We start from the raw sequence: 22,716 nt of genomic DNA on the forward strand, positions 1-22,716 counted from the left end.
GGAACCCAGCGTCCACGATTGATGCGCAAGCTTTTCGGCCAGCTGGAAATCGCCCAGGTAGATGGCGACCTCGGCGCGGTCCTGCAGTACGTCGGGTGCGTCGGGATTGCGCTTGAGCGCCTGATCGAGCTTGGCCGCGGCGTCTTTGTAGTTGCCGTTGCGCTCGTCCTGGCGTGCGGCATCCTTCAGCGCGCTGATGCCCGGGTCGATCAGCGGATGTACGTTGATCACCGACTTGTCGCGCTCACCGGCGGCGCGGATCTCGCTCACCATCGCCACATTGGATTTACCCGGCGGCGGCTGCTTGGGCGCTTCGGGCGCGGGTTGCGCGCAGGCGGCAAGAATACCCGCGAGCGCGGCGGGCAACAGAAGGCGAAACGGACGATACGACGTGCTCATGCGATTACTGATTGCTGTTGGTGGTTGGCGTATCGGAAGAGGAGGCGGCATTTTGGCCGGAGCCGAAGAAATTGCCGATCTTTTGCCAGAAGCACCCTTCCGAATCGGTGGATAGGGTACCGGCAATCACCGGCACTTGCTTGGCGCCCGAACAAGCCGGGTCGCTGCGGCGGCCATCGGCCGGGTTGATCCAGGCCATTTCCAGCCCCTCGCCCGGCGCCGGCGACAGCGGCAGGGTGGGCAGCTTGCGGAACAGTTCCTGCCACGCGCGCAAGCCGCCGGTGGAACCCCACAGATGGCTGGGCTTGTTGTCGTCGCGGCCCATCCAGAACACCGCCAGGCGGTCGCCGGTGAAGCCGGCGAACCAGCTGTCGCGCAGGTCGTTGCTGGTGCCGGTCTTGCCGGCCGCATGCAAGGAAGCCAGGCTGCCTTCGGCCAGCGACTTGGCCGTGCCGTAGGTGGCAACCTGCTGCATCGCCCAGGTCATCAGGCGCACCGCGGGCTGGTATTCGCCCTTGCCGGCCTCCACCTCGTAGCGCTTGATGGTGCGGCCGTTGCCGTCGACCACGCCGCTCACCGCCAGCAGCGGCAAGGCATGGCCATCCGAGGCAATGTACTGGTACAGCTGCGTCACCTGCAGCGGCGACAGGTCCACCGCACCGATCAGCAGCGACGGGCCGGGCTGGATCTGCGTCAGCCCGAACGAATCCAGGAACGCCTTGATGCGCGGCACGCCCACCGACATGCCTAAATGAATGGTGGCGAGGTTCCAGGAATTGGCCAGCGCATCGACCATCGGCACCATGCCGTGGCTCTGGTTGTCGTCGTTGTGCGGCGTCCACCAGCTGCCGTCGGGCTGCTTCATGCTGATCGGTGAATCGTCCAGTTGCGTGGCGAGGTTCCAGCGATCGGGCTGGGTGAGCGCCACCATGTAGACGAACGGCTTGATGGTGGAACCGATCGGCCGCTGTGCATCCAGCGCGCGGTTGAAGCCTTGTTCGTCCGGGAACTTGCTGCCGACCACGGCGAGCACGCTGCCGGTTTTCGCATCGGTCACCACGCCGGCGCCTTGCGTGTCTTCGCCGCGCTTGCCCAGGTTGTTGATGGCGGTGCTGAGCGCCTGTTCGGTATACAGCTGCGTGGCCGGATCGAGCGTGGTGAAGATCGACAGGTTGCCCTGCCGCAGCGTGTCTTCATCGAAATCGTTGGTGATCTGCTGGCGCACCAGTTCCATGAAGGCGGGGAAGCGATTGTGCGGCAACTGGCCGTCCGGGATCACGCCCAGCGGCGTCTGCTTCGCGGCGCGCGCCTGCTCCGGTGTGAGCAAGCCAGTGGTGGCGAACGTGTCCAGCACCAGGTTGCGCCGCGCCAGCGCGCGATCCGGATAGCGACGCGGATCGAGCTGGCTGGGCCCTTTCACCAGGCCGATCAGCAAGGCCATTTCCTGCGGGCGCAGGTAATCCAGGCGCCGGCCGAAATAGAACTCCGCGCCGGCCGCAAAACCGTGCACGGCCTGGTTGCCCTGCTGGCCGAGGAACACTTCGTTGACGTACGCCTCCAGGATGCGCGCCTTGCTGTAGTGCATCTCCAGCAGGATCGCCATCAGTGCTTCGTTCAACTTGCGCCCCATGGTCTGTTCGCGATTGAGGAACAGATTGCGCACCAGCTGCTGCGTGAGTGTGGACGCGCCCTGCACGGTGTGGCCCGCGCGCAGGTCGGCGAACAGCGCGCGCAGGATCGCAGTGAAATCCACGCCGATGTGATGCTTGAAGTCGCGATCCTCCACCGCCTGCAGGCCAGCCACCAGCAACGGCGGCACGTCGCTCAACTGCACGTAGCTGCGATCTTCCTGCTTGGCGCCGTACACGGTGGCGATGCGCGCCGGGTCCAGATGCGCTTCGCTCAATGCCTTGCCGGAGCCCAGGTCGCTCACCGACTGCACGATGCCGTTACCCAGCGTAACGCGGAGGTGCTTGGGCAACTCGCCGCCATCAGGTCCGGCGTAGCCGCGCGAGGAAATGAAATACGTGCTGCCCTTCTTCGCCCAGCTGCCCGGCACGTCGCCGTGGCCGTCGCTGACGTAGCCGGAAAAAGTGAGCTCCACTTCCAGCGTACTGGGGTTCATCGGCACGCCGCTGGCAAGACGCAGCGGCTGCGAGTAGATGCGCGTGGGCACCGCGAACACCAGATCGTTGAAGCGGTTCTGCACGCGCTGGTTGAGGATCAGCGAGTACGGCAGCAGGAACCCGAACAACAGGCCCGTGCAAACCCAGAACGGAATGCGCAGCCAAGGCCAGCACGCGCGTGCGATCGATCGGATTCGGCTCAGAGCGTCCAAGATGTATCCAGATGTAGGGGATGGCGGATCGGTGTGTCGGGATCATAGGGGGCGCCACCCGGCGGCCGGATGAACGCAGGCCTGCTGAAAATGGCCTGGCGCGGGCATTCCGAGGGTATTGGACAGGCAATTCACGCAGGTTGGGGGGCAAACCCCAACATCGCCATGCATACATAGATCACGGTGTTGGGGTTTGTGCCCTGATATATCCCCACGTTTTTTCGTTTGGTGCATATGTGCCCGAAATGCCGTCATTCCCGCGAAAGCGGGAATCCATCTTTGCTTTTGCATCAGAGCAGATGGATTCCCGCTTTCGCGGGAATGACGGCCCAGTAATCTGGAAGATCATATGCAAGGTGTATAGCTCGCTGATTTTATTGAAATCGTCGAGCAAAAACGTGGGGATACGTCAGGGTTTGCACCCCAACAACCTACACGGGAGCTTGCCAGCAGTCGGGGTCGGGGCGGAATGGCCGCGGCTGCACGCCGAGCAGTCGCGTCATTTCCGTATTGTCGGCAATGAGATCCGCTTCCAGGCGGCTCAACGGTCCGCGCAACTTGCCCACGCTGCGGCGCGCCGTGCGCAGCAGCCAGGCCGGGATCGGCAAAGGCAGCGTGTCGACCGGAAGGCTGCGGCGCACGCGCGCGAACATTTCGCCCACCGGCAGCCGCTCGCCGCCGCCGATGGCGAGGATCTTGCCTGCCGCGCCGGCGTTATCCAGCGCGGCGAGCGCAGCATGGGCCAGATCCTGGGCGTGCACCGGCTGGCGCAGGCCACCGCCGGCAGGCAGCGGAAACACCCGCGTGCGCATCGCGCGTTGCGCCATCGGCGTGAGGCTTTTATCCATGCCGGCACCGTAAACCAGCGTGGGGCGCAGCACGGCCCAGGCGCTGCCGTGTTTTTCACAGGCTTTGGCCAGCGCCGCTTCGCTGTCGCGAATCAATTGGGATAGCTCACGCTCTGTAGGCACCTCCGAATCGCGCTTGCTGTCTGCGCTCATCGAACTGACCGCCACCACGCGCGGCGCATGTAGCAGTTCGGCCTGCTCCAGCCATTCGGCAAGATGATTCAAGGGACCGAAACTGAAAATGGCCGATATGTCTTCGACCATCGGCACGGCATCAGGAAGACGGCCGGGAAGCCATGTGACGTTTGGCGCCGGAGCATGCGCGGTACGGCTCAAGGCCAGCACCGGCTCATCACGCGCACTCAGTAGCGGCAGCAAGTAATGGCCGATCTGGCTGCTGCCGCCAAACACCAATACCGTCATCGACCCGCCTGCATGCGCGCCACCAGTTCCCGCACGCGCGGATCGTTCGGCAGCAGGTTTCGTCCCTGCTCCAGCGATGAGGCGGCGTTGTTGCGATCGCCGCTGTCGAACTGCTGCTCGGCCTGGTCGATCCACGCATAGGCCAGGCGCTGGCGCGAGATCGACAGGGCCGCGTCGCCCGGTTCGAGATTGTCGAGCGCATCGAGCAGGCTGCCGGCCTTCTTGAGATTGCCGGCGCGCAACGCCTGGTTGAATTGCTGCTGCACCTGGCCTGGCAGACTCTGCAATCCGGACAGCGCTTCGGGATTGTTGCCGTCGATGGCGAGCGCGCCGCGATAAAGGTCGTACGCGCAATCGCCGGGCGGCGACATGATGTCGCCACGCGCCGCCGCTTGCCGCGCACGGCTGACCATATCGGCCACCTGCACTTGCTGCTGGCCGGTCAACGCCGGTTGCGGCGGCGGGGTGGTGTCTTGTTCCTGTTCCTGCTTGCGAACCGTGGGCGTTTTGTCGGTTGCGGTCGCAGTGTTTTCGGTTGCTGCAGGAGGCTGCGTTTCGGCCGGTTGCGTCGCCGGAGCCTGCGCCAGACGCGCGCGTGCCGCGATCAGGTCAGCCGATCCGGGCGCAAGCGTTTCGGCCTGATCGATCAACTGCTTCGCGTGCTCGGTATCGCCCGCGTCGATCGCCGCATTCGCCTGCACCGTCAAAGCCTGCGCGACTTGTCCAAGCCCGACCTTGGCTTGCGCGTTGTTCGGATCGATCGCCAGCGCCGCCTTGAAATGCGCCAGCGCGGTGTCGTTGCCGTCGCCGGCGATGCGTCCGCCGCGCAAGGCGTCGTTGCCTTGATTGATAGCGTCGTTCAATGCGCTGTTGGCTTGCGTTTGCAATGCGGAAAGCGAGGCGCGCAGATTGGGCAGTTGCGCGTAGTTGGGTAGAACGGCCGCGAGACGATCGATGCCGGCGGAGGCGTTGGCGACGTCGTTCGCGCTCAACGCTTTCTGGATCTGCGCGGCCATCGCGTCGCCGACCTGATCCATGCCGTGTCGCGCCACCGCGTTGTCCGGTTCGGCGCTGAGCACGCGCTGATAAAGCGCGGCGGCGCCATCGGGACCATCGAGCTTGTTCTGGCTGAGCGCCTGCTGCGCCTGGGCGATCAAGGTGTCGGTCTGGCCCGACGAGACCTGGGCCTTGGCGATGGCCTGCGCCAGGCGGTCCACGTCGCTGCCACCGCCGAGCAGTTCGCGCGCATTGGTCAAGGCCTGGGTCGCTTCGAGGAGATTGCCGGCGTGCACGGCGGCATCCGCGCGCGCCACCTCGGCGCGGCCGACTTCGTTCAAGCCCTGCCGCGCCGCATCGTTGTCCGGTTCGAGCGCGCGCGCCGCTTCGAACAACTCGCGTGCGCTGGTGCCGTCGGTGCCGTCGAGATGGCCGGCCTGCAGCGCCACTTGCGCGCGATGCAAAACGTCGTCGAAATCGGTGCGCGGCACCAGGCTGCGCAGGCGGGTCTGGTTGAACCACAGGCCGCCGACCGCCGCCAGCAGCACCACGATCAGCGTCGGCAATATCCAGCGATGGCGTTTGCGATAAGGATCCCGACCGTTGGGTTCACCGCGCCGATACGCGGGCTCCACCTGGATGCGCGGCAGGCCATCGTCCGGTTCGGCGGGCGGTTGCGGCCCATGCAGCTGGTCCAGGTTGCCCAGCTTCGGTTCGGTTCGGCCGGAATTGCCCGGGTTGTTGAAATCGCGGTTTCCGCTCATGGCTCGCGAGCTAACAGGTGAAGACGTTCAGCTTAGCATTGAGCTGATGACAGGGGCCGGCAGCGAAAAGTTGCGTTCAGCCTGTTCGCGCCCAGGGGTGTCTCAGCCCGCGCCCACCCTGCGCGCCTCCACCACGTTCGGCAGGATCGCCAGCCGGTCCAGCAGGGTCGAAAGTTGCTCGAAATCCCGCACACGCAGCGTGTAGCGCATTTCCACCTCGCCGGTGCGCGGGAACAGCCGGCTACTGGAGGCGATGATGCCGACGTTGGCGTTGCTGATCACGCCGACCACGTCCTTCTGCAGGCCTTTGCGGTCGTACCCGTTGAGCTGGATGGTGACCTCGTAGGCCTGCGCATCGGCGTGGCCCCAGTTGACGTCGATCACCCGGTCCGGATCGCACCGCGCCAGGCGCGCCAGGCTGGCGCAGTTGGCGCGATGCACGGAAACGCCGCGCGTGCGCGTGATAAAGCCGCGCACCGGATCGCCGGGCAAGGGCTGGCAGCATTTGGCCAGCACGGTGAGCAGGTTGCCGACGCCCTCGATGGTGATGGCGCTGTGATCGAACACGGCCGGACGCGCGGTGGGATGCGGCGTGCTGGGCGTGGGTTCGGCCGGCTGTTGCGATTCCTGCAGCACGCGCGCCACCTGCCCTGGGCTGATCTCGCCCAGCGCGAGCCCGACCAGGAATTCGTCCAGCGTCTGCAGGTGGACCAGCGCCGGCAGCTTGGCGACGTCCACATCCGGCAGCGCCAGGCGTTTCAGTTCGCGCTCGAGCAGCGCGCGGCCAGCGGCAAGATTGGCTTCGTGCGCGCTGCGCCGGAACCACGCGCGCACCTTGTCGCGCGCGCGGCTGGTGTGCAGATAACCGTGATGCGGCGACAACCAGTCGCGCCGCGGCTCGGCCACCTTGGTGGTGAGAATCTCCACGCGATCGCCGCTGTGCGGCTGATGCGTGAGCGGCACGATGCGTCCGTTGACCTTCGCGCCACGGCAGCGATGGCCCACTTCGGTGTGTACGTGATAAGCGAAATCGAGCACGGTCGCACCGTGCGGCAGGTCGACCACTTCGCCCTTGGGCGTGAGCACGTAGACGCGGTCTTCCAGCAGTTCGGTCTGCAGTTCGGCGGCCAGCTCGCCGTCGTCGTTGCGCGGCTCCAGCAGCTTGCGCATCCAGGCGATCTTCGCCTCGAAATCCGCATCGCCGCTGCCGCCTTCCTTGTAGCGCCAGTGCGCAGCCACGCCCAGTTCGTTGGCGCGGTGCATCTCGTGCGTGCGAATCTGCACTTCCAGCGTCTTGCCATGCGGCCCGATCACCGCCGTGTGCATCGAGCGATAGCCGTTGCTTTTGGGACGCGCGACGTAATCATCGAACTCGCCGGGCAAATGCGGCCACAGCGCATGCACGATGCCGAGCGCGGCGTAACAGTCGGCCACTGAATCGACCAGCACGCGCACGGCGCGGATGTCGTAGAGATCGGAAAACTCCACCGCCTTGCGCTGCATCTTTTTCCAGATGGAGTAGATGTGTTTGGGGCGCCCCGCCAGGTCGGCGTGGACACCTGCATCGCGCAATGCACCGCCGAGTTCGGCCAGGGTTTCGCGGATGAAGGATTCGCGGTCGCTGCGGCGTTCGTCCAGCAGCTTTGCGATGCGCTTATAGGTATCCGGTTGCAGATAGCGGAAGGCGAGGTCTTCCAGCTCCCACTTCAATTGCCAGATGCCGAGCCGGTTGGCCAGCGGCGAATGGATATCGCGGGTGAGACGCGCCAGTTCCTGGCGCTCCTCTTCCGGCAGGCTGCCGGCGGCACGCATGCGGGCGAGCTGGCGCGACAGCAGGATGAACACCACGCGCACGTCGCGGATGATCGCCAGCAGCAGGCGCCGCAGGCCTTCGGAACCGCCTTGCGGCGGGCGCTGCGCATGCAAGGCCCATACGCGCTCCGCCGCCTGCTGGCCGGCGACCAGGCGCTGCAGTTCGTCCGGCAATGCCGCCGCGCGCTGCTCCCACACCAGCGGATGCGTGCGCGACAGCTCGAACCACAGCGCCGCCGCCTGGGTCTGCGCATCGCAGCCAAGCATGGCAAGCAGATCGAGCACGTCGCCGCATTCGCGTTCGTTCACCCCGTTTTGCGCGCACGTCGCCAGCGCGTCGGCCAGTATCGGGGGCAGCGTGCCGGCCCGTGACTGCCATGCCGCCAAGTGGCTTGCGGTGGTGGTGGCATGAACCATGATGCGCGCGGGGTGAGCGTAGCCTGCGTAGGTTGGGTTAGCGCAGCGTAACCCAACAATGCCGCTTCGAACATGTTGGGTTACGCTGCGCTAACCCAACCTACGATCGCTGTTCTAGCCTACGCATTGCGCAAGGTTTCGAGCGCCTTCGCCAGGCGCTTTGGGGACACCGGTTCGGCGGTCTTCAATTCCTGCGCGAACAGCGACACGCGCCATTCCTCGATCAGCCAGCGCAGCTCGTCCAGCGCCTCGTCGCCGGCGGCGCGATGGTTGAGATACTCGCGCCAGTACGGCAGCACCTGCAGCATGCGTTGCTGATCCTTGCTCGGATCCTGCCGCAAGCGTTCGGCGCGCAGCCGCATCGCCTTGAGGTAGCGCGGGAAATGCGCGAGCCGCGCGGTCGACAGCTCGCGCAGGAAACCGGGCGCAAGCAATCCGTCCAGTTGCTCGCGCAGATCGTCGTAGCTGGCGCGCGCAAAACCCATCAGCGGCGGTTGCAGCCACGGTTTGAGTTCAGCCTGCGCTTCGATGATCGGTTCGGCCAGCTTCAAGCGCTCCACCGCCGCGGCGAACAGCTCACGCGCGGCATGCGTGCGCAGCACCTCGAACGTCGCGGCGCTGCGCACATTGAGGTCTTGCGTTTCGAGAAAGTCATCGAAGCCGCCTTCGACCAGGTCTTCGCGCAAACCGTCCACGCTGCCCAGCGGCGCGTACTTCAGGGAGATGCCATTGGAAATCGGTAAACGCCGGCGCGCCTGCTTGATGTCGCTGGACAGTGCGTGGCGCAGCAGGCGCTCTACGCCCTCGATATGCGCGGCCCTGGCTTCATCGCGCCGCTCGAACACCCGCAAGGCCACCGCATCGCCAAGATCGACCAGTGCCGGGAAGGCCATCAGGCCGCCTTCGGAACGCACCTGTTCGGGAATTTCTTCGAAATCCCAGCTCGTGACGTCTTCGCGCGTGAGTTCGATATCGGTCTTGCGCGAAAATGCCTCGCGCGCCTGCCCTTCCCATTGCGCGCGCAATGCGGCCAGATTGCGGCTGGTTGCGAGCGTGCGGCCTTGCTCGTCATGCAGACGGAAGCGCATGGCGAAATGCGGCGCGAGTTCCGCAGGTGCAAATTCACCCGCCTCGATATCTACGCCGGTGGTACGCCGCAAAAACGCAGCCAGCACCTTGGCCAGCGGTTCGTCGCGCGGCGCTTCGGCTTCGACGAAGGCGCGTGCGAAATCCGGTGCGGGCACGAAGTTGCGGCGCAGCGCCTTGGGCAGGCCGCGAATCAGTTCCGCCACCTTGTCGCCCAGCAACCCCGGCACCAGCCATTCGCAGCGCGCGGCAGGCAGCGCGTTGAGCATGGCCAACGGCAGGTGCAGGGTGACGCCATCGGCTTCATCGCCCGGCACGAAGCGGTATTCCAGGCGATAGCGCTGCGGCGGAAGATCGAGTGAGGTGGGAAAGGCTTTCGGATCCAGCCCGGCGCCGCCGACCATCACATCGTCGATCGACCAGCGCAAGGCCGCCTGTTCGGTGGGACGCGCGTTGCGGTACCAGGCGTCGAGCGCGCGGCTGCTGGCGATCTCTTCCGGCAATTTGCCGCGGAAGAAATCCACCAGTTCGTCTTCATGGCGGATCAAACCCTCGCGGCGCTGGCGTGCCTCGATGCCGCGTGCGTCTTCGAGCACGCGTTGATTGGCGCGCACGAAATCCGCGCGCGCTTCGATGTCACCACGCGCCAGCGCTTCACGCAGGAAGATCTCGTGCGCAAGCGCCGGGTCCTGTTTCTGGAACGTCACCGGGCGGCGTTCGACCAGCACCAGGCCGAACAGGCTGACCTGCTCATACGCCACCACCGTGCCGCGCTTGCGCGACCAGTGCGCCTCGCGGCAGGTGCTGCGCAACAGGTGCGCGGCCTGCTGCTCGATCCACGCCGGCTCGATGCGTCCGCACATCATGCCCCACACGCGGCCGCCGATATCCAGGATCTGCGCGGCGAAGATCCAGTTCGGCGGCGTCTTGGCGAGAGCGGAGCCGGGGAAGACCTGAAAGCGGCGTTCGCGCGTGCTGCGGTAGATGCCTTTTTCGTCTTTATTGCCGACCTGCGTGGGGAGGCCGGCCAACAGGCTGCGATGCACGGCTTCGTACTGCCGTTCGCCGTCGCTCTCGCTCCCTCTCCCCTCCGGGGAGAGGGTTGGGGTGAGGGGCTGGGGCTTGCCGGAAGATTTATCTGCACGGCTTTTATGAGAGGGCTTCTTGCGCGCGTTGTTCGCTCCACGCGAGGTTGGCCCCTCACCCCCGCCCTCTCCCCCAAGGGAAGAGGGCGTTGTGCTCGTGGCGGAGTCCAACTTCCATCCAAGCTCCTGCACCACCAGCAGCAACTGCCGATGCAACTCGCGCCACTCGCGCATGCGCAGGAAACTCAAAAAATGCCGCGAACACCAGTCGCGCAATTTCGACTGCGTCAACTCCTCATGCGCACGGTCATACTCGCGCCAGAGATTCAGCACGCCGACGAAATCGGATTTCGGATCGGCGAACACCGCATGCGCCGCATCCGCCTGCTGGCGCGCATCGGCTGGCCGCTCGCGCGGGTCCTGGATGCTGAGGAAGGCCACCACCACCAGCAGTTCGCGCAGACTGCCCAGCTTGTGCGCCTCTACCAGCATGCGCGCCAATTGCACGTCGATCGGCAGGCGCGCGAGCGTGCGGCCGATCGTGGTGAGCTGGCGCTGCTCGTCGATCGCGCTGATTTCGGCAAGGCGGCGGTAGCCATCGGCCACCACGCGCGGATCGGGCGATTCCAGGAACGGGAATTGGTCCACTTCGCCCAGCTGCAGCGACAGCATGCGCAGGATCACGTTGGCGAGCGAGGAGCGCAGCAGTTCCGGATCGGTATACGCCGCGCGCGAGGCATAGTCGGCTTCGTCGTACAGGCGGTAGCAGATGCCGGGACCGACGCGGCCGCAGCGGCCCTTGCGCTGGTCCGCCGCGGCCTGCGAGATCGGTTCCACATGCAGGCGTTCGAGCTGGCTGCGCTGGCTGTAGCGTTTGACGCGCGCGCTGCCGGTGTCGATCACGTAGCGGATGCGCGGCACAGTGAGCGAGGTTTCCGCCACGTTGGTGGCCAGCACCACGTGCCGCTTCGGGCCGGGCTTGAACACGCGATCCTGATCGCCCGCCGACAGGCGCGCGTACAACGGCAGGATTTCCGTTTCGCGGTATTGCCGGCGCGACAGCAGCAGGTGCGCGTCGCGGATCTCGCGCTCGCCAGGCAGGAACACCAGCACATCGCCGCGCGGATCGTCGTGCGTGATTTCGTCCAGCACCGCAGCCAAGTGTTCTGCGCTGCCCTGCTGCAGCTCGTTGCTGCGCTGGTTGCGGCGCGCGGCCACCTCGTCCACCGAACGCCAGCGCACCTCCACCGGATAGGCGCGCCCTTCCACTGAAATCACCGGTGCATTGCCGAAATGCTCGGCAAAGCGCGCCGTGTCGATGGTGGCGGAGGTAACGATGATCTTCAGCTCCGGCCTCTTCAGCGCCAGCCGCTTGAGATACCCGAGCAGGAAATCGATGTTGAGGCTGCGCTCGTGGGCTTCGTCGATGATCAGCGTGTCATAGCTCGACAGCCACGGATCGCCCTGCGTTTCGGCCAGCAGGATGCCGTCGGTCATGAACTTGATCAGGCTCTGCTCGGAGACCTGGTCGTTGAAGCGCACCTGGAAACCGACCTTGTCGCCCAGTTGCGTGCCCAGCTCCTCCGCCACGCGGCGTGCCACCGAACGCGCAGCCAGGCGGCGCGGTTGGGTGCACCCGATCATGCCGGCTTCGCCGCGGCCTGCCGCCAGACATAGCTTAGGCAGTTGGGTGGTCTTGCCCGAACCGGTTTCACCGGCGATCACGATCACCTGGTGCGCGCCGATCAGCTTGACGATCTCCTCGGCGCGCGCGGTGATCGGCAGCGATTCGTCCAGGCGGATTTCCGGCTTGCTTCGCGCACGGCGCTGCCTCCGCTCGGCCGAGGCGGCGATGTCGGCGGCCAATGCCTCCAGCTTTTTCTCGTCCGGGCGGCGCGACAGGCCACGCCAGCGGCCCAGCAGGCGGCCAAAATCGCGGGAGGAAACCGCGTCCAGCGATTTGCGCAGCGTGCGCAGGCGAGAGTCCGGGGAAGCGGGGATCGTGTCGGGCTTGGAGTCGCTCATGCAGACGCACATGATAGCCGGTGGCTATGGTTTGCATCTGCATTATTCATTTCCTGCGCGATCGGGCCGCGGCTAAGCTCTTGCGTCAACATCATCAGATGAGGAGCGCAGCATGGCCACCACCAGCATCGGCATCGCCAAGAAGGATCGCGAAGCCATCGCCAAGCAGTTGTCCAAACTGCTGGCCGATACCTATTCGCTATACCTGAAAACCCACAGCTTCCATTGGAATGTGACCGGGCCGCATTTCAACAGCCTGCACACCATGTTCGAGGCCCAGTACAACGAATTGTGGCTGGCCGCCGACGAGGTGGCTGAGCGCATCCGCACGCTGGATGTGTTCGCGCCGGGCTCCTACAGCCAGTTCGGCAAGCTCACCACCATCAAGGAAGAAGCCGGCGTGCCGGACTGGAAGGAGATGGTGGAGCAGCTCGTGACCGGCCACGAGATCGCCGCCACCACCGCGCGCGAGACGATCAAGACGGCCGACGCGGCCGGCGATGAAGGAACCGTGGACATGGCCACCGGCCGGCTGAAGGCCCATGAGAAGACGGCGTGGATGCTGCGCTCGTTGTTGAAGTGAACGTGAAAGTCCCGTCCTGGCGAACGCCGCAACCCGGCGCCACAGGCCTGTCCAGGCGCCGAACCCCGGCTCTCGCCGGGGTGACGGAGCGTGGCCCATGGAGATAGCCCTGACCTTGCGCTGACCACTCACCCGCAATTTATTGAGCCCCCCGCCGCGAATTGGTTAAGCTCCACAGGATTCACGCGCCTCACGAGAGGTGACTTGCGGGGACTTTCTTGAGCGCCACATCCACCCAATCCAAATCCGGGCCATCGATCATCTCCGCCGTCCTGTTGGCGCTTGTGGTCGCCGCGCTGAACATCGGCCTGTGGTGGTGGAGCAACCGCCCGCATGGTCCCGAGGATTGGCACGGGCAGATCAACGGCTTTTCGGTGTCGTTCTTCCAGCGCTACCAGAACCCGTTCAACCAGAGCTTCCCCAGCGACGACGAAATCGCCGGCGACCTGAAGCTGCTTCACCATTACACCGGCCGCATTCGCACCTACTCCACGCTGCTCAACCCGCAGGTGTTCCGCCTGGCCCAGAAAGAGGGCCTGAAGGTGATGGCCGGCGCGGAAATCGACACCCGCCTGGACAACAACGAAAAGGAACTGGACACGCTGATCGCCTTGGCGCAGCGCTATCCGGACACCATCGAGCGGGTGGTGGTGGGGAACGAGGTGCTGTTCCGTAACAACGTGCCGGTCGAGAAGATGATCAACTATCTCGACCGCGCGCGCGCGCATATCCACCAGCCGGTGTCGATCGCGGAGCCGGACTACATCTGGCTGAAATATCCCGAGCTGGCCGACCACGTCGATTACATCACCATCCATTTGTTCCCGTTCTGGAACGGCTTGCCGGTATCGAGCGACCCGAAGTACTCGGTGGCGGTGCAGGCCGCCCAAGGCGCCTACAACCAGATCAAGCAGCGCTTCCCGAACAAGCACGTGGTGGTGGGCGAGATCGGCTGGCCGTCCAACGGCGATCGTCGCGAGCGTGCGTATCCGTCCATATCCAACGAAGCGATCTTCGATCGCGAATGGCTGATATGGGCGAAGAAGAACAACGTCGACTACTACCTGTTCGAAGCCTTCGACCAGCCCTGGAAGGAAGGCCTGGGCGAGGGCCGCACCGGCGCCTACTGGGGCCTGTTCAACGCCGATCGCCAGCTGAAGTTCCCGCTCACCGGCCCGGTCACCGAAGACACCGGCTGGCCGTGGAAGGCGCTGGCCGCAAGCCTGCTGGCGCTGCTGCCGATGGTCTGGTTCGGTATCCGCTTCAGCCGCTTCCGGCTGACCGGGCGGTTGTTCTTCGACGTGCTGATCCAGCTCGCCTGCGGGCTGATTGTGTGGTCGGTGACGCTGCCGTTCAATTTCTACCTGAGCTGGGTCGACTGGAGCATGCTGGTGCTGCTGTTCCCGGCGCAGGTGGCGATCCTGGCGATCCTGCTGATCAACGGTTTCGAATTCACCGAAGTGCTGTGGCGGCGCAGCTGGGTGCGGCATGCGGACATGCTGCCGCCCGATCCGGCCGACAAGCAGCCGTTCGTCTCCATCCATCTGGCTTGCTACAACGAGCCGCCGGAGATGGTGATCATCACGCTCGATTCGCTCGCCGCGCTGGACTACGAAAACTTCGAAGTGCTGGTGATCGACAACAACACCAAGGATCCGGCCATCTGGCAGCCGGTGCAGGAATACTGCGAAAAGCTCGGGTCGAAATTCCGCTTCTTCCACCTGGAACCGTGGCCCGGCTTCAAGGCCGGCGCGCTGAACTTCGGCCTGAAGGAAACCGATGCGCGCGCCGACGTGGTGGCGGTGATCGACGCCGACTACGTGGTGCGCGCTGACTGGCTGAAGGCGCTTACCGGTTACTTCCACGACCCGAAGGTGGCGGTGGTGCAGTGTCCGCAGGCGCATCGCGACTTCGAGCACAACCGCTTCCGCCGCATGACCGCGTGGGAATACGACGGCTTCTTCCGCATCGGCATGCATCATCGCAACGAGCGCAACGCGATCATCCAGCACGGCACCATGACGATGGTGCGCCGCTCGGCATTGGAAGGCACCGGCGGCTGGTCGGAGTGGACCATCTGCGAAGACGCCGAACTCGGCCTGCGCCTGATGCATGCCGGCTACGAGCTGGTCTACGTCGACGAGCTGATGGGCAAGGGCCTCACCCCGGCCGATTTCAAGGCGTACAAGAGCCAGCGCTATCGCTGGGCCTTCGGCGCGATGCAGATCCTGAAGGGCCGCTGGCAGTGGATGACCAAGAAAGGCCCGCTCAGCAGCGGCCAGCGCTTCCACTTCCTCACCGGCTGGTTCAGCTGGTTCGCCGATGCATTGCACCTGATCTTCACGTTGATGGCGATCTTCTGGACCGCGGGCATGGTCGGCCTGCCGCAGCTTTTCAGCCTGCCGATGCAGCTGTTCCTGATCCCGATCATCGGCTTTTTCTTCGCCAAGGCGATCTTCGGCGTCGTGCTGTACCGCGCACGCGTACCTTGCAGCTGGTACGACACGATCATGGCCTCGCTGGCCAGCATGGGCCTGAGCCATGCGATCGCACGCGGCATCCTGCACGGCCTTACGCGCGAGAAGACTTCGTTCGTAGTCACCGCCAAGAGCCGTCGCCTGGGCGGCAGCAACTTTGCCGCGTTCGCGCCGGTGCGTGAGGAAATGCTGATGTTCATCGCGCTGGCGCTGTGCATCATCGGCATGGCCAAGAGCACCGCGGCGCACTTCACCGAAGGCCAGTTGTGGATGTTCATCCTGGCGGCGCAATCGATTCCGTACGTCTCGGCCCTGATCGGCGCATGGATCGCACATCGCTCCGGCGACAAGGCCGGCTGAGCTCTCCGAAGTAGGCTGGGATGCAATCCCAGCATCGCCGCCTTCGTGGTGCTGGGATTCCATCCCAGCCTACGGTTATCCCCAGCCCGATGCATTTCGGGCCACGGATGACGCGCACCACAAAATAGGAACAGCCTTAATGCGCGATGCACACCGGGCTCGCTAAGCTGCGTCACTTGCGATGCTCCACCCAGGATGGAACCCTAACGCATGCGCCGGATTCGCCGCTGCCTAAGCCTGCTTCCGCTGTTGCTCGTTCCCGCGCTGGGCCACGCCGGGGTGCAACTGGTGGTGGATGGCGTGGACGATCCGCTCAAGGCCGCCGTCACCGCCGGCGTCAGTCTGTCCCAGTACGCCACGCGCGACGTCAGCGAGGCGCAAGTGCATCGCCTGTACGACCGCGCCGGTGAAGAAGCCAATCAAGCGCTGAGGCCGTACGGCTACTACGAAGCGCACACCACCGGAAAACTCGAGCAGGTCGGCAAGGATTGGCGCATCACCCTGCACGTCGTACCGGGCGAGCCGGTCAAGGTCACCTCGGTCGACATCCAGCTCGATCCCACCGCCGCCGCCTTGCGGCCCATCCGCGCCACGCGGCGCGGCATCGAAAAGCTCAAGGGCCAGCGGCTGGATGACACCGCCTACGACGCCGCGCGCGATGCCTTGAACAATGCGTTGACGGCCAACGGTTATCTCGACGCGAAACTCACGGTGCGTCGCGTGGAGGTGAACCGAGGCGAACACAGCGCGGCCATCCATCTGGCCTGGGACGTGGGACGCCGCTACCGCTATGGCGAGGTGCGCTTCGAAGGCTCGCAGTTCCAGCCGGCGTTTCTGGATCGCTACATTCCGTTCAAGCCGGGCGATTATTTCGACCAGAACCAGTTGCTGACCTTGCAGCAGGCCTTGAACGGCGCCGATTATTTTTCCGCCGTTAACGTGATTCCGGAAACCGACAAGGCCAGGGATGGTGTGGTCGACATCCGCGTGCAGTTGGCTCCGGCCAAACGCCGCATCTATACCGCCGGCCTGTTCGTCGGCACCGATACCGGCGTGGGCGTGCGCGGCGGCGTGGAATACCGCTGGATCAACCGCTACGGCCACAAGTGGAAGAACGACGTGGTGCTGGCGCAGCGGTTGAAGACGGTGACCAGTCAGTATTCCATTCCGTTAGCGGGCGGCAACCAGCGCAGCCTGAATTTTGGCGTCACCTACCGCGACGCCAATACTGTCACCTCGCAATCACGCACGCTCGAACTCGTCGCCAACGAAAGCGAACTCTGGCACGACTGGGTACGCACCGTGGGCGTGCATGCGCTTACCGGCACCTTCAGCGTCGGCAAGCGACCGAACGAACCGGAAAGCACGCCGGGCGTGGAACACGGCCACAGTACGCTCATTTATGCGGAAGGGTCGCTGAGCCGCAAAGCGGCGGACAACTTCGACTTCGTCCGTCGCGGCTGGTCGCTGAATTTCGATGCGCGCAGCACGGCGGGCGACCTGCTCTCCACCGCGCGCTTCAGCGAAGTCATGGCCAGCGGCAAGTGGATCCGCTCGTTCTGGCGCACCAACCGGTTGATCCTGCGCGGCGATCTCGGCCACGTATGGACCAGCAATTTCGAAGCACTGCCGCCGCAATTGCGCTTCTTCGCCGGCGGCGACCAGTCCATTCGCGGCTACGCTTACCAGGCGGTCGGGCCGCAGAACAGTTACGGCCGCGTGATCGGCGGCAACAGCCTGGTCATCGCCAGCGCCACTTTGGAGCACTACTTCACGCCACGCTGGGGTATCGCCACCTTCGTCGACGCCGGCAACGCCTTCAACGACGTGAACGTCCATCCCAAGATCGGCACGGGCATCGGCGTACGCTGGCGCTCGCCGGTGGGCCTGATCCGCGTGGACGTGGGCACGCCTATCAACGATGCACAACACCACGGTGTGGAACTGCACCTGGTGATCGGCCCGGACCTGTAAGCACGCGATGACTACCACGCCGCCCGTTTCCCGCCCTCGCCGCCGCTGGCTTCGCGCCATCGGCCTCGGCGCGCTGGTCGTTTTCGTGCTGTTGGCCGGGGCATTGTTCTGGCTGCTTTGCACCGGTGCGGGCCTGCGCTTCGCCTTGGCGCAAGCGCAAGGTTTCACGCACGGCGCGCTTGAGGTACAGCAAGCGGAAGGTCGCCTGATCGGCCCGATCGATATCGCGCTGCTGCGTTACGACGACGGCAAGGGCACGCGTGCCGCAATCACGCGCACGCATCTGGATTGGAACCTCGGCGCCCTGCTCTATCGCCAGCTGCATATCGTCGATCTTCGTGTAGAGCGTGTGGAGGTGGCATTGCCCGCAACCCAGGCATCGTCCTCCTCCAGCACCTTCTCGCTGAAGCCGCCGATCGAGATGCTGCTCGATCGCGTCCATGTCGGTCCCGTCGTCGTCACCGAGCAAGGCAAGCCGTTGTTCGCTTCCGACCAGCTCGATCTCTCGGGCCGCTGGACCAACCACGGCGTCGACGTGAACAGCCTGGCGCTGCGCGCGCCGGATGGGCACGTCGATCTCAACGGCCAGCTCGGCATCGGCCGCAGCTATCGCGGCAAAGGCCAGGCGGAATTCGCGTGGAAGCTGAGCGACACCGACTACGCTGGCACGCTGCAGGCGCAAGGCGATGGCCGCAACGCGCAATTGCACCTCACCTTGACGCAACCGATGAACGCGCAGTTGCAGCTCAGCATGGATCAGCGCGGCGACAACGCATGGACGGCCAAACTCGACGCGCCCGCCTTCGATCCCAAGCCCTTGCTCGGCAGCAGTTCGGTGACGCGCCTCGGCGTCAACCTGCAAGGCAGCGGCGACAAGCAAGGCGGCACGCTTACCGGCCAGCTCGATCTCAATCAATACCGCGTGCTGCTTCAGCCTTTGCAGGCGAGCTTCGACAAGGACTTCAAAACGCTCAGCCTGCAGCAACTGCAACTGGCCTCGCCGCAGATCAAAGGGCAGTTGAACGCTGCCGGCACGATTCACCTGGATGCGCATCCTACCAGCGCGGATCTCAGCATCGACTGGAAAAACCTCGAACTGCCGGCCGATCTGGTTGGGCAGGTGCTCGACAGCCAGGGACACTTGGCCGCCAAAGGCAGCGCGAATGCTTACCACGCCGAGGGCGATGTCACGATCGGCCCACCGGGCAAGCCGGCCAAGCTGGCACTGAATCTCGACGGCACACCGCAACAGATCCAGTTGCATACCCTGAGCCTGCTGCAACCGCAAGGCAACTTCAGTGCGAACGGTGCGTTGACCTTTCAGCCCGATCTCGCCTGGCAATTGCAGGCCACCGCCAACAAGTTCGATCCTGGACAACTCTTCGCCGGCTGGCAGGGCCTGCTCGATGCCGATCTCGCCACGCAGGGCAAGCTTGCGCAGCAACAACCCGACGTCACGCTCGAACTGCGCAAGCTGGAAGGCCAGTTGCGCCAGCGGCATCTGCGCGGCACGGGGCGGCTGCATCTTTCGCCCAATCATGTCGTGGACGGCACGCTGGAACTGGCCTCCGGCACCAGCACGGTCAAGCTGCTGGCGCAACCGGGCAACAGCAACAATGCAAACGTCACCCTGGCGATCGCATCGTTGAACGATTGGTTGCCGCAGGCCGGCGGCGCCTTGAACGGACAGTTCCGCGTGCACGGCAATTATCCTGCGCTGGCGGTCAACGGCACGCTGCAGGGCCAATCGCTGAGCTGGGGCACGCAGCGCGTGCACAGTTTGCAATTGCAGGCCGACGTGCCGGACGTCAGCAACCCGGGCGGCAAGCTGGTGCTGGATGCAAGCGGCGCCGAGCTTGGCGGCCTCGCCTTCAAACAGATTCGGCTCAACGGACAAGGCACCTCGGCGCGCCACGAGTTGTCGCTCGACGCACAAGGCCAGCCGCTGTCGGTATCGCTCGTGCTCAATGGATCGCTGAAGGCGCAGAACTGGAACGGCACGCTGTCCTCGCTCACGCTGGATATGCAAGGCCTGCCGCGCTGGCGCCTGCAACAGGCCACGCCGCTGGGCTGGAACGATGGCAGCGCCAGCCTCGGCGATCTGTGCCTGACCGCGGGCGAACCTTTGCTTTGCGTCAGCGGCAAGCTGGACAAAGGCGACAACCTCGACGCCAGCTACCGCCTGCACGCCGTGCCGCTGGCCCTGGTGGTGAACGCCGCCGGTCTTACCGATATGCCGTTGAGCGCCGACGGCATGCTGGAAGGCAGCGGAAAAATCCATCGCAGCAACGCGGGTACGCTCAGCGGCAACGCCTCGATCAGCTCACCGCAAGGCCGCATCACCTACAACGAGCACCCCGACCAGCCCTTGCTCAGCTACAAGGACCTCGCCCTGAACGCCGCGCTGGCGCCCGGCAACCAGCAAGCGACCCTTCATGCGGCGCTCAATGGAAATGGACGTCTGGACGGCCAGATCGCCATCACCGGCACGCAGCAATCGCTGAGCGGCCAGATCGGCCTGCAGCTGGATGACCTGGCCTTCATCAGCCTGTTTACCGATACGCTCGCCAACGTCAAAGGCCGCGTCAATGGTGCCTTCAAGCTCGGCGGCACCGTCGCGGAACCCGCGATCACCGGCCAGGCGGATGTCGAGAACTTTGCCGCCGAAGTGCCCGACGCGGGCCTGAAACTCACCGGCGGACGGCTGGTGGCCACCACCACCGACGCGCGCGAGCTGCGCGTCGACGGCAACGTGCAATCCGGCAAGGGTACGCTCGCCATCAACGGCACCGTGGGTCTCAACACGCAAACACCCACGGCGATCGCGCTGAAAGGCAACGAAGTGACCGTCATCGACATTCCCGCGGCGAAGGTCGTGCTTACGCCGGACCTACTGGTTCGCCACGACGCGCAGGGACTTGCCGCCACCGGCTCCGTGCGGCTGGACAGCGCCGACGTGAACCTCGACAAGTTGCCCGGTAGCGGCGTCAACAAGGCCTCGCCCGATATCGTGGTAGTGGACGAACCGCAGGCAGCCGCCAACAGCGGCGCCATGCCGATCAACGCATCGATCAAGGTGGACCTGGGCCAGCACGCGCACCTGGTCGGCATGGGCTTGGATGGCCGATTGGGCGGCGTGATCACGGTGGAGGAACATCCCGGCCGCGCCACGACCGGACAAGGCCAGGTCACCGTCAATGGCACCTACAAGGCCTACGGCCAGAACCTACAGATTCAGCAAGGCCAATTGCTGTTCGCCAGTACCCCGATCGACAATCCTGGCCTCAACATCAAGGCGATCCGCAGCCTGCAACCCAACGCCACCATCAACGAAGGTCAGCAAGTCGGCCTGCAGATCACGGGTACGGCCAGGCGCCCCGTGCTTACCGTGTTCTCCAATCCAGTGATGGATCAGTCCGACGCACTGTCCTACCTCATTACCGGCAAGCCGCTATCGCAAGTGAGCAGCGGCGGCGAAAGCAACATGGTGAACGCCGCCGCCCAGGCACTCGGCTCAGCCACCGGCAACCTGCTGGCCAAGAGCATCGGCAGCAAGCTCGGCATCGAAGACATTGGCGTCAGCAGCAGCGACGCCTTGAACGGCGGCTCCGCCTTCACCGTCGGCAAATACCTATCGCCGCGGCTCTACCTGAGCTACGGCATCGGCTTGTTCGAACCCGGCCAGGTCATCACCCTGCGCTACCGCCTCAGCCGACGCTGGAGCTTCGAAGCGCAGAACGCCACCGACTTCAATCGGGCCAGCCTCAATTACCGCATCGAGAAATAGCGGGGGTCGGCTGGCAAACGAGTGTTGGCTTGAAAACGTCCGGTTGGAAATCACAACAGGTGGGCGCCCCGTCTCATCTCGAACAAGGCGCTGATAAACGCAATATTCAATGGCTCTTTCGGTAACGGAGTGCCACATATCCGAGAATAAACATCGTCGCGCCACCTACCAAACCGCACTTTATTGCGCCCCACAAGGCCAGCTTTACGATCGTCCAGCCGGACGCATAACCGTGGACCAAGTAATAGGTCACCGTAAGTGCCGCAGCGAAGCCAGCCACGATGAGAAAAAAGGCAACACCAAAGATCGATAAGAATGCGAGCTTCTGATTCGTCAATTTTGGGTTTGACTTGAAACTCATTACGAGAGCTCTTGGCTTTACGATGACCGGTCGAAACCGATATACCCAGCAAATGCGTCACGCCGAAAGGGATTCAGAAACGTACATCCCTGTTCGAGAGAGCCACATCTTCTAGTGGACAAAGCATCGTAACTTGTCGGTTCTCGTTAAACCGTCAGGCGATAGCGCGGTTTGCTGTAAGCATCAAGGATGCAGCAACTGTTCGTTTTGCGATCATCCTCATTGACACTTTGGCAGAACTACTCGCCTTGCCCTCATTGCAGCTGATGCTGCACTGCAAACGCACCCGGTTGCCACTCTTGCCTCGAGCTATTTCAGCTTTCGATCGTAGCCGTCAGCGTTCTGTCCGCATTCAAACCAGGAGGCTGCCAGTGTGGCGAGATGAATTCCATCACTCACTGCTGGATGACGACGAGAGCACGCGATACTCCGCACCCAACGCCTCAACGGTTGGACGCAGTCGTTCTGCTTGACGAAGATCGCCAATCAGCGCCACGTGCAATTGAGGTAAAAGGCGTCCTTTGAATGAATCCAAAGCTTTGCGCAGCGCGGAGTAAGCAACCGAATCACTCCCGCTACCAACTACCAGATAGGTAGGCGACTGCGCGCCGCGAGCCATGACATCCGTCAACTGATGCATCCATTGGGCATTCCCAATAAGCCCCCGTATAAGCGCGTTGCTGACGCCATTTCCTGCTGATGGCACGTCGATATATAGAAACTTTTCCTGATTTGGAAAGGCTTGCGCAGACAACGCGAATCGTTTTTGCACGTCGTCAGCCCGGACAGCCTGCACAACAGTCGAAAATGCAGCCAAACAAAGCATGAGTGCAATCAAAGCCGGCCTTCTAATGAAAGAAGTGACGCAATTACTTGGTGTTCGGGCACACCACTCTTTTCCCAGGATTAGCTCAGGTACAGCGGTGGCTGAAAAGGCTTGTAGCCAAAGCAACCGCTGACGCCAAGAACCGCGACAAGCGT

General features: G+C 64.1%; 12 protein-coding genes. 4 read left to right on the forward strand and 8 right to left on the reverse strand.

Annotation, left to right across the window (positions count from 1 at the left end; genetic code table 11):
• From ACTHNE_RS00685 to hrpA, 6 genes are all read right to left on the reverse strand, one after another.
• The coding region (locus ACTHNE_RS00685; protein ID WP_440268305.1) for a tetratricopeptide repeat protein at positions 1 to 399 on the reverse strand (399 nt) is incomplete at its 3' end.
• A 4-nt stretch (positions 400 to 403) separates the two neighbouring features.
• Positions 404 to 2,737 carry a penicillin-binding protein 1B gene (gene mrcB / locus ACTHNE_RS00690; protein WP_440268306.1) on the reverse strand — a complete coding sequence of 778 codons (2,334 nt, stop codon included), beginning with the start codon at positions 2,735 to 2,737 and terminating at the stop codon, positions 404 to 406.
• 431 nt (positions 2,738 to 3,168) lie between these two features.
• Positions 3,169 to 4,008, reverse strand: a complete 840-nt coding sequence (locus tag ACTHNE_RS00695) for an NAD-dependent epimerase/dehydratase family protein (RefSeq protein ID WP_440268307.1) — start codon at positions 4,006 to 4,008, stop codon at positions 3,169 to 3,171.
• Complete coding sequence (locus ACTHNE_RS00700; RefSeq protein ID WP_440268308.1) at positions 4,005 to 5,768, reverse strand: hypothetical protein; 1,764 nt, start codon at positions 5,766 to 5,768, stop codon at positions 4,005 to 4,007. Before ACTHNE_RS00700 ends, ACTHNE_RS00695 begins: the two co-directional genes overlap by 4 nt.
• A gap of 102 nt (positions 5,769 to 5,870) precedes the next feature.
• Positions 5,871 to 7,997: a RelA/SpoT family protein gene (locus tag ACTHNE_RS00705; protein ID WP_440268310.1), complete on the reverse strand. Its 2,127-nt coding sequence runs from the start codon at positions 7,995 to 7,997 to the stop codon at positions 5,871 to 5,873.
• Between the two features lie 119 nt (positions 7,998 to 8,116).
• On the reverse strand, positions 8,117 to 12,193 hold the full coding sequence (gene hrpA / locus ACTHNE_RS00710) for an ATP-dependent RNA helicase HrpA (RefSeq protein WP_440268311.1): 4,077 nt from the start codon (positions 12,191 to 12,193) through the stop codon (positions 8,117 to 8,119).
• A 112-nt stretch (positions 12,194 to 12,305) separates the two neighbouring features.
• On the opposite strand from hrpA, the gene ACTHNE_RS00715 reads away from it, so the two are divergent.
• The 4 genes from ACTHNE_RS00715 to ACTHNE_RS00730 all read left to right on the forward strand — a co-directional run bounded on the left by ACTHNE_RS00715 (position 12,306) and on the right by ACTHNE_RS00730 (position 21,374).
• A complete protein-coding gene (locus ACTHNE_RS00715) occupies positions 12,306 to 12,776 on the forward strand; it encodes a Dps family protein (RefSeq protein WP_324946084.1) in 471 nt (156 codons plus the stop codon).
• 218 nt (positions 12,777 to 12,994) lie between these two features.
• On the forward strand, positions 12,995 to 15,613 hold the full coding sequence (locus ACTHNE_RS00720) for a glycosyltransferase family 2 protein (protein WP_324946082.1): 2,619 nt from the start codon (positions 12,995 to 12,997) through the stop codon (positions 15,611 to 15,613).
• A 210-nt stretch (positions 15,614 to 15,823) separates the two neighbouring features.
• Positions 15,824 to 17,587 carry an autotransporter assembly complex protein TamA gene (locus ACTHNE_RS00725; protein WP_324946079.1) on the forward strand — a complete coding sequence of 588 codons (1,764 nt, stop codon included), beginning with the start codon at positions 15,824 to 15,826 and terminating at the stop codon, positions 17,585 to 17,587.
• A 7-nt stretch (positions 17,588 to 17,594) separates the two neighbouring features.
• Positions 17,595 to 21,374: a translocation/assembly module TamB domain-containing protein gene (locus tag ACTHNE_RS00730; RefSeq protein ID WP_440268312.1), complete on the forward strand. Its 3,780-nt coding sequence runs from the start codon at positions 17,595 to 17,597 to the stop codon at positions 21,372 to 21,374.
• Positions 21,375 to 21,480: 106 nt separating this feature from the next.
• Here ACTHNE_RS00730 and ACTHNE_RS00735 read toward each other — a convergent pair whose 3' ends face one another.
• Positions 21,481 to 21,735 (reverse strand): hypothetical protein, encoded by a 255-nt coding sequence (locus ACTHNE_RS00735; protein WP_440268313.1) that lies wholly within the window; start codon positions 21,733 to 21,735, stop codon positions 21,481 to 21,483.
• A gap of 391 nt (positions 21,736 to 22,126) precedes the next feature.
• Positions 22,127 to 22,716, reverse strand: a 590-nt coding sequence (locus tag ACTHNE_RS00740; protein ID WP_440268314.1) for a hypothetical protein, incomplete at its 5' end; no start/stop codon positions are given.

The organism is Dyella sp., assembly GCF_051954575.1.
Lineage (GTDB): Bacteria > Pseudomonadota > Gammaproteobacteria > Xanthomonadales > Rhodanobacteraceae > Dyella_B.